A 14,366-nucleotide genomic window follows, 5' to 3' on the forward strand; every position below is an offset into this window, starting at 1 on the left:
GAAAGAAAGTGGTCTGATCTTGTAATTAATACTTTTTTTAAAACACAATAACTAAAAGGGTTTAGTTCTAAATAATATTCATAAATCAACCAATCCCCTGGTCGAACATTGAGTAGTACATTGTTATTCCCAAATTATTCTATTTCTCCTAAAGATGATGCCGTTCTATACTAATCCTTTAAAAAATCGTCCCTAGCCCCTATCAATTCCTCTATATTAGGATACCTTCTTACCTTTTTTGTATTCATTTCGATCAATACCGCTTTTCTGAAATCGGCATCTTTCAGCTTTTCAAGCGTAACCGTGTCTTCTTGGTACGCTAAATGAATTCTGAAGCGCCTAAAAAATTCTTCTTCCCTTTCTTTTGGTATAAATCCATCAAAGTAAGAAACAAGTTGATAATCCTCAATGGGCCTATAAAAAACAAATCCGTCAAAAGTATCCTCATATGTGTAGGAAGAAGCTACTGGCCACAGGTCTAGGCTATCCCTACCAAAAGCAGTTCTCGAAAGGTCAAAGCCTATATCTTCCAAATTCAAGGCCTTGAACGAGGCATCCCATTTTCCGTTCTGAATCAAAGCATACGAATAGTCTTTTTCTTTTTTCCTGAAAACCGCTTGATGGATCAAAATATTCGTTGCCCTATCACCGAAATAATCGAAGAGGTATTTTGCGGCATTCTCCTGTATTTCCCCATTATTTCGAGGGACATGCATCTTAAAGGCATGTCTGTAATTTAGTATAACGAGGGCCTTTTTATCCTTATTTGGCCTTAATCTTTCAAAAGTATTGATGATGTTATAGGCCATTATACTATCCCTTGGCTCTATTTCAAAATCCTGTTCCCTAACATATTCTTCCAAATTATCTACCTTTTGCCAATCGAATTCGGAATCTGAAGGATAATAGGAAATCTGATTATCGGAACTATTGTTGATGTCGTAAATTGTCCTCAACAAATATTGATAGTTGTATTTTTCCCATAGGACCCAAAAACTGGAATTGAATTGGAACTCTTTCAATTTGTTTTCCACATACAGGCTGTCCAATCCCTTGGTCTTTAAAAATTCCGTGATTTCAGGTTGAAGGTTTATGACACCGATTTCGGTAAATAGGTTCTTTACATGCTTTTTAAAATAGTCATCTGACAGGACCTCCTTTATCAGTTCATATTGTGTTAAATCGCGATGGTCCCTTTCACAAAGAATAACGATATCATGGTCTTTGAACTGCTCTATGATATAATCCTTGGCTGATTTCCTTTCTACATTTTCCAGAAAGTTCACATAAGGTTCAATATCCCTTTTTTGAGCGTTACCAAACATAGAACAAAGAAGCAAAAGAAACAAAAAAGTGTATTTCATGTGTTGTGGTATCTATGATATAAAATCGTTCTTGTTTCTTGCCCCATAGTATAGATGGATTGCCAAGTACTATAATCTATAGTCGTTTATTTAAATTTTAAAGTCAATTTTTTCAGCTCCCCCTTGTCAATGATTCCGTTTAGGTTCCTGTCTATTAAAAATGCGATGTAGAACGCTTTCAATTGAGGGTCGGACATTTTATAATCCGTATCGTTGTAGTAAAGTGCAAGAATATCGAATTCCAACTTCAAAAGCTCCCCGTTTTCCTCTAAAAGATTTAATCTTTTTCTATCCTCATTTGTGTAATACGTATAATGGTGCGCATCATTTCGCAGCCTTAATTTATCATACCCAATGTTACTATTGGCCGCCAAACCGGTACCTCCACTAAAATAAGGAACATCGGACATTGACATGCCAACATTCACCTTATCCAATTGCGAGGGGTCTTTAAAAGCCGCTATTCGCGCGGTATGTAATATTTTGTTTTCTGGATCGTATCGCTTGTTAAAAAACCGAAGCGAGAATTCCTTTTTACCGATTTTTACTGTCTCAATGGGTTTATGAACCACGGTTTCTTTTCCATCTTGAAAGACAATCAAATCGGTCGTTGTCATTTTTGGCCGGGCTTCATATGTTTTCAAAGTTTTACAGGCATTCAACAGAAAAAAGATGATAACTAATAGTATGGTTGTTGGTATCGGTTTCATTTGTTGGGTATTGGGAACTTTTCTTGTGTTTTCTTGCCATAAAATTACGATTTCGTTCCTTTTTATTTATTGAAATTTGCTCTTTTTTGCATTGCTTCATTAAGAACCTAAGAACGAAAAGTTGTTTTAATTTCTATAAATCTTAGAAACCGGAAAAATAGGCCGGAAAACCCATCGACTAACTTTTGGCCCCAAACACGGTTAATGGCATTGAAATCAAAGGTGAATTTTAAATATAAAGCGCAACGGATTTTTTATTTTTACATTATCAATCCTTTAATGAAATGAAAAGACCATTTATTGCCTACTTTCTATTTATTTTCGTTTTATATGGTTGTGCAGAAAAGAACATAAAAGATGAGCTGTACAGTATAAATTACGGAACAAAAGAGGAAAGGGTCAATGTTCTTAAAAAAGAAATTACTGCTTATAGTGATTTTGAAAATGCAGAGTTCCTACTCCATAATTCGAATGGATTCACCTTTACTATACATACTTTATTAACGGCTGGGTATAAGGATTATAGATATGTGGTAAAGGTGAATCCCGAAAATATCGACAAATGGTTAAAAGGTTTAAAAAAAGTAAGTCCTTCTGAAAGTTTTGAAGAATGGCCAAATAAATTAATACGTATAAGAACGGAAGAATGGCCATTGCAAAGTACACCAGAATACTACGCTATGGAAAATGAAATTAATTACGTGTTGGTTTATAGAAAAGAGGGGGTTATTTTTAAAAAGTCAATCGTTTTTTAAAATTTTAAATAAAAATCCTCCCCTTGGTTTTATCACCATTTCATGGAAAGTTATCAAGGCCACAGCCTTTTTCCTTATGCGCGACTTTATGAAAGAAGTTCTTATTAGGGGTGTTTATAGAAGCTGTGGAAATTTATCGATTTACTACGAAAATGAAAATAGGCCGGAAAACTTTTTAAAGTCCGAGTGTCATTACGAATGAGGCACGTAGCGGAATCACATCAAGATATGGGTATGGCTCGTTCCTCACATTGTCGAAATGACATATTCCACTAATTCTTTGTCAAATACTCCAAATGTCTTTGGTCCGTGCCACAACAACCACCTAGTATCTTTATCCCGAATTCACGGTTCAATCGCAACATTTCGTCTCCCCACTCGCTTACATTGTCCACATGTAGGCACTCGGAATTTTCAAGATCGCAATGATCCAATGCCGAAGCATTCCCTAAAAAGGCGATCAACCTACCATAGATTTCCTTGGGTTGGCTTTCCGCACATAAAAAGGAAGGATGCGCACAATTGATCGCATATCCCAATGGCACCTTGCCAACCGAATTATCGATCAGCTGCATGGCATCCGACAAAGACGTTCCGTCCAAAATTTTACCGTTTCTCCCGATCACAAAACTTATGATATAATCAAGGTTCAGATTCGATGCAGCACTTGCCAATCCCAATGCCTCCTGAACATTGGGAAGGGTTTCGGCAATTATGAAATCCGCACCCCCTTTTTGTAATTCCGATAGCTGCCAAGCATGGAATTCTTCCGCCTCTTCTTTTGAAAGTCCATCGGTAGGGGTATAACAATCATTTTTGGGGCCCACGGTTCCACCGATCATTATTTTTTCACTAAAATCACCCGCATTGTCCCGCAGCTTTTTCATGAACCTTACGGCATCACGATTAACGGACTCTTTTATGCCCGACTTTTGCACATTTGCCTTATTCGCACGCCAAGTTGGGGTGCACATGAAAAAGGGAACATCATTTTTTTGGGCAATAGCAATATAACCGTTGAAAATAGATGAAAGCGCATTCTCCCCTTCCCTATCATAAATCAATGGAGCGTTCAGAAGATCCGGATGCAAGGAAACCTTCCCGCCACGACGTAAAACCTCTATCACGGCACCTTCCATTAAAATAAAGTCGTTGGCCGCAATGGCATCTTTAATAGGGTTTATCATTCAAAAGGTTCTTTATTATTACCAGTCCTAAAACGGTAAACACGAAATATACCCGCAATAGTCTGGGTTACGGTTTTGTATTCAGGAAAGGCTCAATAGCCATTTTTTTGCTTTGGCCAATTTAGGGAATATCTGAATGGTAACACCGAAACGATTTAGATTAATGATTATAAAATTGTTGATGTCTTTTGGTGGCCATACAACTGCATATTTTGTTTCTTCATTCAGGTATTCTTTAGCAGCAACAATAAGTTCATATCTAATATCATACGAAATATCGGTGTTTTGCAGATCAGTTGCGTCTATGATAACCTTATTTTTATCCTCAGTGCCTATTTTTATTAATAATTCTATAAAAGAATCCAGATCAAAACTACCGTTTAACTTTATATGAAGTAATTCCGGTTCCTTCGTAAATATTGTATCCATACAGCTATAATGTTCTCAATAATCGATATTTATGTTAACTGGAATTGCAATTAATAGAATTATCGCAAATGAACATAATAATTTTCATTGTTTTTAATCGCAGTTATATTAATTGTATATATCAGATTGCCTATTGGGTGCAATTTTAAATTGACGATCTTGGTGTTTTGAAGGGTTTCAAGATATGGACATCCTTAATGAGCACGAGCCTGATGCTTCTATTTCTTTCTATAAAGGCTACTCGTGCCAGAAGGGATTACCGGTGCTTCACGTATTTATTCATTTTCTGTTCTATACTGCTCGAGTACCTTTCTTAAATGCATTCCAAATTCTTGATTTAATGAATTACCGTTGTAAATCAGGTTATTTTGTTCACAATATGCTGTAAATTCCTCGTACTTACCGGCATTGTATTTTGTAATAAGATGATAACCCGCTAAGGTATCAATGCTTTGATGATGAATTTTCCCATTTACAAAACCATAGATGATTTTAAACTTTCGAGGTTTTCTCTTCAGGGCTATATCAATAAAATTAGAGCTTTCTTCAATTGTGATAATTGTTTTTCCGTTAGACTGTATATCCAATAATTTTATTCGTGATTCAAGTTCTTTTCCCCATAAAACCCTATCGATCAATTGATCTTTGTTTTCTATTTCCTTACTTCCGTCAATAAAGGTTTCACTATAACCTTCATCAATCAAAGCACCCACTTTTTCAATGTCATAATCGTTTCTTGCTTTGATAAAAGTTTTAACGAGATTTTTATTTTTTGATGCTTTTATTTTGGGTGAAGTACCAACACTACAAATCAATAGAAAAATTAAAAGAATTGGTTTGAAAAAAAGGTTTATCATTCTATGGTAAAATTTAGGTTCAAGGTGTTCGTATTAGCAGAGTCAGGCTCTTAGGGTATTTTTTTTAAATAAACCTGACCCTTTGTGTTTAAATTCGGTTATAACAATCGTCGTGTCCAATTACGATACTTCCATTTTTTTCCATGCCTAAGAGCCGAAATAAAACAACTACTCTTCAGCCCCTATAAGCTCCAATCCCTGATTTACCCCTTTTTCCATGGCAGGTACCCCTCTTTGCATCCAAACGGGTTTTGGTGCGCCTTTTAAATAATAATCGAAAAACTGTGCCATCCGAATATTGAAATCCTTTCGGTTTTGAAGTTTTAACGGCCAATGCGGTTCCCCATTGTAATTCAGGAACCATGAAGGTTTTCCCAAACGACGAAGGCTTACGAAAAATTCGATGCCCTGGTACCAAGGAACATGTCCGTCCGCATCATTATGCATGATCAACAGCGGGGTATTTATCTTGTCTATATTGAAGATGGGGGAGTTTTCTATATACCGTGCAGGGTATTCCCAAGGCGTACCACCGATCCTACTTTGCGTATGCTCGTATTGAAACTGGCGACTAAGCCCTGACCACCAACGGATTCCGCCATAAGCACTGATCATATTGGGTACGGGTGCACCGGATTCCGCGGCTTTGAAAATATCGGTTTTCGTAACGAGATAAGCGATTTGGTAACCACCCCAACTGTGTCCTTGCACACCGATATTATTTGTATCGACAAACCCTTTTTCGATCAAGGAAGTGATGCCCGGAATCACACAATTGTAGGCACTCTCGCCTGGATACCCCACACGATATTCGACATCGGGATTAAAGATCACATACCCACGACTGGTATAAAAACTATAGTTGATCGATGATCTTTCGGCCCTTGGTGCCCTATGGCGAAATAGGTTGTCCGTACTGCGTTCATAGAAGTTCACCAGCATGGGATACTTCTTCTTGGGGTCAAAATTTTCAGGTTTCACCAACAGTCCCTTTAAAGCTTTACCATCGAGTGAGGTAAAATCAACCAACTCGATCGTACCCCAGTTGTAGTCCTTTTGTTGTGGGTTGGCATTACTGAGCAGGGTTGTCTTTTTAAAACCCATGTCGCTCGTATGCAGATCGGGGAACACTTGAAAAGATTCTTTGGTAAACAGCAACCGATCGCTCAATTTCGCTTTTTTTACGTTCGCATACCGAAAGGGACCCGAAATCAAGGAAACCAACTTTTTGCTTTTAGGGGTATACGAGGCATAACCCGAATTTTTGGTTTCCTCATTGAACGTACTCAACAGCCATTTTCCTTTTGGATTTAAAAAGCGTTCCTCTTCATCAAGTTGCACGTAACGGTATCTCGTTTTGGTTTCACGGCCTTTGGTCAATCGGTTTCCCGAACCTGATTTAGGGTCGAATTCCCAGAGGTCATAGCGGTCGTACAAAATGATCGAAGCATCATTTTCAGTAAAACCGGCCAACCCATAAGGTGATGGAAATTTGGGGGAATCGTTCAATTCATCATAAAAGACCTTCCCCTTGGTCAACGCCGTGTAGGCTTTTGAATCAATGTCATATGTAAACCAGGTACTGTCAATGGCATTATAGCCAAAGGTGTATTTTGCCTTTGGACTAAGCTTCATTCTGGGTGATTTTTTTACCTCCATTTTGGTCTCGCCTGTTACGGTATTGATGACCACGTAGTCATTTTCTCGATAACCCTTCCATTGACTTTCCAATTCGTAGGGTTTCGTTGTGCCCACGAGTGCATAGGTTGCATTGCCCTCATCCCCAAGTTCACTGTTCGGATATTCGGCCATTGCCAAGGGCACCAACTTTTTATCTTTGAGATGAACAGCGGTTTGGTACGATCGTATGGTATCGTTTTTCAATTGTAGTTCTTGAACGGTATAGAGTTGTGGCTCATCGTACGTCCATACCTCAACGTTTACGATTTCTTCATCGGTCAGGGTGGTATCTTTGACGATCGGGGGTTTACGCAACCCGAAGAACAGTTTTGATTCGTCTTTGGAGAAGCTCACTTCACCATCGGAAGATACGAGATACCCTTTAGGTGCGGATTCGGAATCGACCAGTTTTTCAGCCATGGCTTTTCCTTCTGTCCATAGATATAAGGCGTTGGGCCTCACCTGAATTTTTGTCGTATCGGTATCGACAACGAAACCTAACTGTTTGCCCGACTCACTGAACTGCAGTTGATTGTATTTTGCTTTCTTGGCGCTATGGATGTTGGTCTTTTCCCCATTTTCAAGATGGATGACATAGGCACCTGCATCGGCCTCTTTATCAATACCGGTAGAAGTGTAGGCAAACCATTTTCCTTTTTTTGCAAAGGTGAAATGGGTGACGAATTTCAAGGTATCCTCTTTTTGGGTTTCCAGATTACGCAATACCACATGATAGCCGGTTTTTTTACCTACTTTTTTGGGTTTCTTTTTCTTATCCTTTTTTTCTGGGACGGAATCTTTTTCTTCCTCCCCATCGTCATCCTTCTCCTTTTTCTTGGTTATTTCCTCCAATTGATACGCCACATAGCCCGACCATTCTTCAGGAAGTTTGTACGACTTTACATTCCCGATCTTAGTCACACTATTAGTCTTGAGGTTCAAGATACCCAGTGAGTCCTTGGGAAGGTCTTTCTTTTTCACCTTTCTGCTCTTCATGGCAATTACACTGTCTTTCCAGGCTTTGATGGTGAACAGTACATAGTTGGAATCATAGGTGAACATCCCTTTTGAACTTCGCTCATGTTCAAAAATCGTATTGCCTTGACTATTTTTCACTTTTAGGAAATTATCCTTCTCCCCTTTTTCCAAGGAATACAGGACATGGGCACCGTCCGGTGCCAAAGTTGCATCTTTGATCGTATTCCACAAGGCATAATCGGAATGGTCAAGGGCCTTTTTTTGGGCAAAAACGGAAATGGAAATAAGGAGCAGAAATAATGGAAATAGTCTTTTCATCATATGGGTTTCGTTGGTACACCCAAATATAGGAATAATGGAAAAAGCTATGGGAGAAACAACGAAATGAAATTTATTCTAAAAAAAAAGAGTTGCTAGTATGAATAAGACCCGTACCATTTTTACATCCGATGTCATGTTCACAGTATCAGATTTTAACAATGCATTTATTTTTTGTATCCAATTTGTTGCCCTATTGTCCCAATATTTTATGTGCACCTGTTGGCTTTTTATGGTGTAACGGAAACAAACTTGTAGGCTTCATTGATTACCCCAAGCGATTTCATATAAATTTTAGTTGAATCAATTTCCAATATTTTATATTTAAGGTCTAAGGACCTCAAAGTTAAAATGCTATCGGTTACGGTATATTTCGATTTGAGTTTATTCATTGGATTGCTCAATTCCACCTCATTGTTTTCTATTTTCGCATTAACGGGACCACTTTCCAGTTGCCAATTATTATTTTTATCAAATGTCCAGCAGATGTTGATTAAACCGATTCTTGGTTTTATCTTTTTATCATCTTTCAGGGTCCAAATAGAATCCATTTTCCATTTACCGACTAGATTAAAGGCTTGAGTGTTTACATCATGCGTTTCGGTATATTCCAATTGTGTTATTTCCTCTGGTAGGTTGGTCTTCTCTTTACAGGAATAAAACATACCTATTAGACAAATGGCAACAATATGCTTATAATAAAAATGTAAAGCGATTTTAAATTTAGGACTTTCCTTTTTCATAATTCTTGATGTAGGTTTTCATTTTATGTAATGTACTGCACAGTAAGGACCTAGCCTAAACGGTAAGCCTCCCCTAATTTAGTACGACTTGGTTTTCTAAAACCTCATCAAAATTATCATTTTTATTGTTTTTAAGCTAGCCCTTTACGAACTAGTTCCGCATATTTTACGGCCGTATTTTGCCCAAGGGATCTTGGACTATGATAGTAATGATCTTTCATTTAGGGTTGTACGAAGTTTGCAACTTCGCTCCATATTATTAAGCTGAGCTATTTCACTCTTGTTACTTACTTACGCCATACGCTACGAAGTCACGGAATTCGTAGAGCGGGATTTAAATTTAGAACTTTACGCGCTATTTCTGATAGGTACTGTTAGCTGTACGGTTTTTTGTCATTCAGTTTCATTATATAGAATCGACTTTTTCCTGACAAACCCAATTATTCCATTTTTTTCTAATGCCGTTATTAGGTCTTCTGAAAAATAAATTCCTTCTCCTTGCAGATTTATGATATCGTAGTTGTACCTCTCTTTTAGATATGTTTCTAAAGGATATCTTGAGAAATTTATTTCAGCATAATCATTATTGTTTTTGTAAACTATTTCTTTTTCCAGTTTAAAGTCGTAAAACTTAGATTTATTAAAGTCAATATTTTTATTTTCAATCATTGAAAATCCTATCATAAAGTACTTCTTATCAAAAGTTTCAATCTTGGAGGGTATAATATTGTAAGCTGGTATTCTATACTTTTTTAGGATTTCATATGCTTTCTCAGAAATTAATAACTGAAAACCCATTTGAAAAGGACAATATTGAACAACGTCAATATTTTTAGCTTTTTTATATGAAGGGAAGTAAATTATTTCAGTAATTCTCTTATTGTCAATCTTAACAAAATTCTGTTCATAAACTCTTCTGATATCTTCGTTATTTTTTTTGACAAATTCGTTGAAATAATTTCTTTCTCCTTTTGATTTAAATGATTTCTTTTCTTTGATTTCAACTGAATAAACTCCATTCGGACTTCCCGTAATTTTAGGTTCGTATTCAGTATCTGTCTTTATGTATTTCATTTGTTTATAAAGTTCGGATTGGTTTTACCTGACAGTTCTTAGCTATTTCACTCATGTCACTTACTTACGCAATACGCTACGAAGTCACGGACTTCGTAGAGCTGTTGTGCGTGCGTACCTTTATTCCGATTTATGTACTTCGAGTTCTATTTCAACCATAAATTCAGGAATTGCCAAACCTTTTACCTCTAGCCATGTACCCGTAGGAAAGCCATTCTTGTAAATTTCTGCCCGGTAGGCCGATTTTTCGAGCATTTGTGCCATGTCAGTTGTGAAAATGTCTTCTTTGACCACATCATCGAAGGTGCAACCATAGTGTTCCAATATTTTATTCAAGTCTGCATAACAATTTTTCATCTGCTGTTCTATATCGCCAACGGCAGTCGGATTTCCTTCGTCATCCATACTCACTGCGCCAGAAATTTTTATGCTATTCCCGATTTTTACGGCGTGGGAATAGCCATATGCTTTTTCCACTTCTGGTCGCAAGAGAAAATATTCGGGTTTCTCCGATTGCACCAAAACTTCTTTTTCAACTTCTTTTGTTTCTTCTTTTTGTTGCTGTTCACAGCTTTGAAAGCTTAAAGCCAATACAAAAAGTAGCACTAAAACGTTTAGGCGGTTGGTTGGTTTTTTCATAATTCTGATGGTTTAGTGCCTACTCTTAATCGGTTTTCGGCTAACCCGTTTTTTTGTCATGCGTCATTTAGGGGGTTCTTTCAAATATACATTAACTTTCTTTTCGATTTTATACTTGCCATTTCTGGGCACGAGCATGATGCCCGTTCTACGGAGCACCTATTATATTTGGTTATTCGGCTGTGCGAAGTTTGCAACTTCGCACCATAACACTAGGCTGGGCTATTTCACTCTTGTCACTTATCCAAGTACTTACGCAATACGCTACGAAGTCACAGACTTCGCAAAGCGGGGTTCATACTGGTTTTTTAAGAAATCCAGGAAGGAGGTTCTTGAAAACCTCTTTCTTCATTTCTTTGCTTGTCCAAAGAAACGAAGCAAAGAAAAGACACTCCTTCATTAGGTGTTTCCAAAAATTTTGGGATTTTTGGAACCGTCACTATGGCCTAAATTATTTCCAAGGCTTCAATAATTCTTAACGGCCATACCGACTACACTACAGAAGGAGATCACCCCCCAATGATATTTGGTGTCGTATTGATGGTAGGTTTAAAGAAAAGATAAATCCGTCTAAACTTCTTTGCTTGTCCAAAGAAATCAGCTTTGCGAAGTTTGCAACTTTGCACCATACCATGAAGCTGCGCTAATTCGCTCTTATCACGTATTCACGTACTTACACAATACACTACGAAGTCACAGACTTTGCAATGCGGCCAAGAAGGAATATAGGTACGGTTGTGTGCCCGCTTTTTTATTTTTTTGATTCCCGATATTGGTATTCATTCTCAACAAAAACCAAATAATGGGTCATATGTAGGACATCATTATTTCCCTTTATTTTGTTTACCACATACCATTTTTCATTTCCAACGGTTTGTGGATTTTGCCAATCAATTTCCACAAAATCAGGTTCCGATTCCCGAACGGCTTCAATATTCATTCCAGATTCAAGATTATCCATCCATGCAATGGTATCATTATAATGGTTAGTACAACCGGTGATCGATATCAATAAAAACAAAGCGAAAAACGTAGTCCAATTCATATTTTTTAGTTTAATCCACTACCCTCCTACGCTTGTATTCGTACTGGTGCGAAGTTGCAAACTTCGTAGAGCGGGATCATGAGCATCATGCTCTTGATAGCAGTGGCGCCAAGTACTATCGGTAGTTCATGGGATTACTTTTCTTATAAATTCACATTAATGGTATACAGCGCAATCAAATAGATAGCGAAAGCTATTACCGCTACTACATACGGTTTATAGGTTCTATTATTCCTTTTATCCCAAATTATTAAACCGAAAAGAATACCAATGACAGCTACATATGGGATATTGAAAGAACCTAAACCCTCCCATCCCAATAAAATAAAGATAATCCTTCCTAATGTCGGTCCCAAAAAAATCAATGCAATGGCTATCATATATCGCATGTGAACAGCAACTTTGTTCTTATGTTTTATGGCAAGGGTATAGAACAATACCAAGAGTACAATGTCAAAACCGGCGTTTAACGGAATAAGGTTCTTCCCGTATTCCTTAATCATTTGCGGTATAAAAGAAAGTATTAAAGCGAAAAAAACGACGTAGGAAATTTTTCCAAAAAAGCGATGTAGTTTAAAATTCCTATATCTAATCAGTAACGGTTGTGTGATTAAAAGCGTAATCCAAATGGAAGCTACCAACGCATGAAGGTGCGTATACAAATCCACTGTTCCTTCATATTCCGGTGATAAGACAAAATACGTTTTATAAAACCCTAAAAATGTTAATGGGATGAACAGTAAAAAAATATATCCAATATTTCTATACCCTTTTTCCATAACACTTGATTGTTCCTTAAAACCCTTTCATTATTTAAATGACCGCCAACTACCTCATAATCGCATAAATACGCCATTAAATTACCTCTTAAGGTACAAAAAGTTTATTATAATCAGCTATGTAAAGTTTGTAACTACGTACCACAACATTATGCCACGTATTTCACTCTTGTCACATTTTCACGTACTTACACAATACGCTACGAAGTCACGGACTTTGTAGAGCGGGGGTAAGATAACGCTCGCGTGAGCCAAATGTTATTTTACAACTTCAACAGTTTTTTCATTTCTCGTTTATTAGGAATCCATAACCACATTCCGATTATTCCTAAAAATAAAATCAGGAAAGTATTGTTTGATTTAGTTTTTCTTGGAATAGGCATTTTTTTCCAGTTGAACCAGATAAAAATCCCCGCAACAATAAGATGAAGTCCTAAAATCAGCCAGTTGGCCTTGTAGTCATAGTCTAGTTTAAGCCATAATTTCGGATCCGTAAAAACAACAATCAAATACACAAAATGAAAAAGAGTTAATATGATTAATAAAACCCGTAACTTTTTTAAATCCGATTTTAGATCAATAATTTCAGATTGTAATTTGGTCATTTATTAATTCTATTTTTAGTTAAGTTTAGTCAATACTACAAACAACTTGTTTCTAAACGTGCAACAATTTCATAGGGCACGACACGATCAAGATGCTTGCCCTAGCGTCACCATATTTTATTTGGCTATCCAATTCGAAAATTTTTCAAATTCAATATTATTTTCATCGATCCATTTGGTAACCTCTTCCCCTTTTGAAAGTGATATATAATAGCTGAATGGTTTTGTTAGGTTTTCATTTGTCATGTCATAAAAAAACGGAACATATAAATCCCACCAGAATCCTGAATTGTCCTTTTTTAATTCCCCTAAAATCTTGAACAGCCTTTCATTGTTTTCTGAAAATAGTTCTAAATCCGATTTCCCTTTATTATCCTCCAAACTGTTCGATGCTTTTGATAAACTAATCATCATTTCCGCAGCTCCGAAATCAGCGTCATTGTTCATGGGAACGACAATATTTATATTATTTTCCAACGTTTGGGAAACACCATGGTCTATATACTTCCTTAAACTTTCATATTCGATTCCCGATCTATTGGAATTTGGTTCAATAAGTAAAAAAAAGTAAAGTGGAAGCATCGCTTTTATCCTGGAACCTTTCTTTTCCATTATTTTACTTAAAATCAAGTGACTACTGGCATGAGCGGAATTATTTATAATTGCCTTTAAAGCGGAATCATAAGCTTTATCGGTATCCCCTGAATTTAAGCAAGTAATGGCATGATTGTAATACAGCAGATAATGGTCAAAATCTTTCATAGCCTTTTCATAAGACTTTATTGCCTCTTCAGTTTTACCTTGCATATCCAATGCATTCCCATATGTGATGTAGCCCAGTAAAAGATGATCGTTTTGTAAATCAATGACCTTTTTACTATATATTTCAGCATTTTTATAGTCTTTGTCAGAAAGATAGGAGAATGCGATTTCGTAATTGATAAGGCCTGAATCGGGGTCAATACGTAAAGCTTTTTGATAAGTTTCTATAGCTTTTTTATATTCCCCTTTGTCATGTAATTCAATTCCTTTGCTCACAAGGTCCTCTATTTCCTGATGCTGACCAAAAGTGAAATTGGAAATGAACATTAGGGAGATAACGATTAAAAATTTGGTTTTGGTCATCGTGGTTTGGCTTTTCTTATACTATGTGCTAACGGGTTTTATTTAAAATATTTTTCGGCTGTACGAAGTTTTAAACTT

14 protein-coding genes are annotated in these 14,366 nt (G+C 36.8%); 1 reads left to right on the forward strand and 13 read right to left on the reverse strand.

The genetic code is table 11. The features are described from left to right. Positions 1-170: 170 nt before the first annotated feature. Both R3X28_RS16025 and R3X28_RS16030 read right to left on the reverse strand, forming a co-directional pair. The gene (locus R3X28_RS16025) at positions 171-1,364 is read right to left on the reverse strand and encodes a hypothetical protein (protein ID WP_317665664.1); all 1,194 of its coding nucleotides are present in this window, start codon (positions 1,362-1,364) and stop codon (positions 171-173) included. Between the two features lie 86 nt (positions 1,365-1,450). Continuing rightward, positions 1,451-2,008 carry a hypothetical protein gene (locus tag R3X28_RS16030; protein WP_317665666.1) on the reverse strand — a complete coding sequence of 186 codons (558 nt, stop codon included), beginning with the start codon at positions 2,006-2,008 and terminating at the stop codon, positions 1,451-1,453. Positions 2,009-2,358: 350 nt separating this feature from the next. On the opposite strand from R3X28_RS16030, the gene R3X28_RS16035 reads away from it, so the two are divergent. After that, complete coding sequence (locus R3X28_RS16035; protein ID WP_317665668.1) at positions 2,359-2,829, forward strand: hypothetical protein; 471 nt, start codon at positions 2,359-2,361, stop codon at positions 2,827-2,829. A gap of 272 nt (positions 2,830-3,101) precedes the next feature. Here the strand turns inward: R3X28_RS16035 and R3X28_RS16040 are convergent, their stop codons facing one another. The 11 genes from R3X28_RS16040 to R3X28_RS16090 all read right to left on the reverse strand — a co-directional run bounded on the left by R3X28_RS16040 (position 3,102) and on the right by R3X28_RS16090 (position 14,288). Next, on the reverse strand, positions 3,102-4,016 hold the full coding sequence (locus R3X28_RS16040; protein WP_317665670.1) for a homocysteine S-methyltransferase family protein: 915 nt from the start codon (positions 4,014-4,016) through the stop codon (positions 3,102-3,104). 81 nt (positions 4,017-4,097) lie between these two features. Continuing rightward, a complete protein-coding gene (locus R3X28_RS16045) occupies positions 4,098-4,445 on the reverse strand; it encodes a hypothetical protein (RefSeq protein WP_317665672.1) in 348 nt (115 codons plus the stop codon). A gap of 275 nt (positions 4,446-4,720) precedes the next feature. Continuing rightward, complete coding sequence (locus R3X28_RS16050; RefSeq protein WP_317665674.1) at positions 4,721-5,302, reverse strand: hypothetical protein; 582 nt, start codon at positions 5,300-5,302, stop codon at positions 4,721-4,723. Between the two features lie 168 nt (positions 5,303-5,470). After that, a complete protein-coding gene (locus R3X28_RS16055; protein ID WP_317665675.1) occupies positions 5,471-8,281 on the reverse strand; it encodes an alpha/beta hydrolase family protein in 2,811 nt (936 codons plus the stop codon). Between the two features lie 227 nt (positions 8,282-8,508). After that, positions 8,509-9,021 (reverse strand): hypothetical protein, encoded by a 513-nt coding sequence (locus R3X28_RS16060; RefSeq protein WP_317665677.1) that lies wholly within the window; start codon positions 9,019-9,021, stop codon positions 8,509-8,511. A 393-nt stretch (positions 9,022-9,414) separates the two neighbouring features. Beyond that, positions 9,415-10,095 (reverse strand): hypothetical protein, encoded by a 681-nt coding sequence (locus R3X28_RS16065; protein ID WP_317665679.1) that lies wholly within the window; start codon positions 10,093-10,095, stop codon positions 9,415-9,417. 120 nt (positions 10,096-10,215) lie between these two features. Then, positions 10,216-10,734: a RidA family protein gene (locus R3X28_RS16070; protein WP_282055951.1), complete on the reverse strand. Its 519-nt coding sequence runs from the start codon at positions 10,732-10,734 to the stop codon at positions 10,216-10,218. A 751-nt stretch (positions 10,735-11,485) separates the two neighbouring features. Further along, a complete protein-coding gene (locus R3X28_RS16075; RefSeq protein ID WP_282055957.1) occupies positions 11,486-11,779 on the reverse strand; it encodes a hypothetical protein in 294 nt (97 codons plus the stop codon). A 143-nt stretch (positions 11,780-11,922) separates the two neighbouring features. Beyond that, on the reverse strand, positions 11,923-12,282 hold the full coding sequence (locus tag R3X28_RS16080) for a hypothetical protein (protein ID WP_317665681.1): 360 nt from the start codon (positions 12,280-12,282) through the stop codon (positions 11,923-11,925). 539 nt (positions 12,283-12,821) lie between these two features. After that, entirely contained in the window at positions 12,822-13,163 is a 342-nt protein-coding gene (locus tag R3X28_RS16085) for a hypothetical protein (RefSeq protein WP_317665682.1), read from the reverse strand. 117 nt (positions 13,164-13,280) lie between these two features. Then, complete coding sequence (locus tag R3X28_RS16090) at positions 13,281-14,288, reverse strand: tetratricopeptide repeat protein (RefSeq protein ID WP_317665684.1); 1,008 nt, start codon at positions 14,286-14,288, stop codon at positions 13,281-13,283. Between the last annotated feature and the right edge of the window lie 78 nt (positions 14,289-14,366).

Origin of the sequence: Maribacter sp. TH_r10, assembly GCF_033101095.1 — a bacterium.
In the GTDB taxonomy this organism is placed as follows: Bacteria; Bacteroidota; Bacteroidia; order Flavobacteriales; family Flavobacteriaceae; genus Maribacter_A; species Maribacter_A luteus.

Excerpts from the sequence above, each read along its gene's own strand:
- R3X28_RS16075 (WP_282055957.1), bottom strand. The coding sequence starts at position 11,779 with ATGAATTGGACTACGTTTTTCGCTTTGTTTTTATTGATATCGATCACC.
- R3X28_RS16065 (WP_317665679.1), bottom strand. The coding sequence starts at position 10,095 with ATGAAATACATAAAGACAGATACTGAATACGAACCTAAAATTACGGGA.
- R3X28_RS16070 (WP_282055951.1), bottom strand. The coding sequence starts at position 10,734 with ATGAAAAAACCAACCAACCGCCTAAACGTTTTAGTGCTACTTTTTGTA.
- R3X28_RS16025 (WP_317665664.1), bottom strand. The coding sequence starts at position 1,364 with ATGAAATACACTTTTTTGTTTCTTTTGCTTCTTTGTTCTATGTTTGGT.
- R3X28_RS16050 (WP_317665674.1), bottom strand. The coding sequence starts at position 5,302 with ATGATAAACCTTTTTTTCAAACCAATTCTTTTAATTTTTCTATTGATT.
- R3X28_RS16060 (WP_317665677.1), bottom strand. The coding sequence starts at position 9,021 with ATGAAAAAGGAAAGTCCTAAATTTAAAATCGCTTTACATTTTTATTAT.
- R3X28_RS16035 (WP_317665668.1), top strand. The coding sequence starts at position 2,359 with ATGAAAAGACCATTTATTGCCTACTTTCTATTTATTTTCGTTTTATAT.
- R3X28_RS16090 (WP_317665684.1), bottom strand. The coding sequence starts at position 14,288 with ATGACCAAAACCAAATTTTTAATCGTTATCTCCCTAATGTTCATTTCC.
- R3X28_RS16080 (WP_317665681.1), bottom strand. The coding sequence starts at position 12,282 with ATGATTAAGGAATACGGGAAGAACCTTATTCCGTTAAACGCCGGTTTT.
- R3X28_RS16055 (WP_317665675.1), bottom strand. The coding sequence starts at position 8,281 with ATGATGAAAAGACTATTTCCATTATTTCTGCTCCTTATTTCCATTTCC.
- R3X28_RS16045 (WP_317665672.1), bottom strand. The coding sequence starts at position 4,445 with ATGGATACAATATTTACGAAGGAACCGGAATTACTTCATATAAAGTTA.
- R3X28_RS16040 (WP_317665670.1), bottom strand. The coding sequence starts at position 4,016 with ATGATAAACCCTATTAAAGATGCCATTGCGGCCAACGACTTTATTTTA.
- R3X28_RS16085 (WP_317665682.1), bottom strand. The coding sequence starts at position 13,163 with ATGACCAAATTACAATCTGAAATTATTGATCTAAAATCGGATTTAAAA.